Genomic DNA, 453 nt, shown 5'->3' on the forward strand with positions numbered 1-453 from the left:
GGGGTGGTGTGTGGGTGGTGTGTTTGGGTGGGGGGGTTGTTTGTTGTGGTGTTTGTGTGTTGTTTGGGTTGTTGTTGGTGGTGGTTGTTTGTTTTTGGGTGTTGGGGTGGTTGGTGGGTGTGGGTTGGGGTTGGGGTTGTGTTGGTGTGGGTTGTTGGGGTGTTTTTTGGGTTTGGGGGTGGGTGTTTGTGTGGGGTTGAGGCGGTGTTGGGTGGTGTGTTGGGGGGGTTGTGGGTTGTTGTTGGTGGTTTTTTGGGGTGGTGTTGGTGTTTGTGTTTGGGGGTGTGGGTGGTGGGTGGGGGTGGGTGTTTTGGTGGTTTGTGTTTTGGGTGGTGTTGGTTGGTTGTTGGGTGGTTTGGTTGTTTGGTGGTGTGGTTGGTGTGTGGGGTTGGTCGTCTGGGGGGTGTGGTTGTAGGGTTGGGGTTTGGGGGGGTTGGTGGGGGTTTGTGTGGG

The 453-nt window shown here is 56.1% G+C and carries 1 pseudogene; it reads right to left on the reverse strand.

What is annotated here, in order from left to right:
- A pseudogene (locus ACTHTU_RS11300) lies at positions 1 to 453 on the reverse strand (hypothetical protein); the annotation flags it as partial.

The organism is Neisseria sp. P0020.S005 (assembly GCF_051957055.1).
Lineage (GTDB): Bacteria > Pseudomonadota > Gammaproteobacteria > Burkholderiales > Neisseriaceae > Neisseria > Neisseria subflava_A.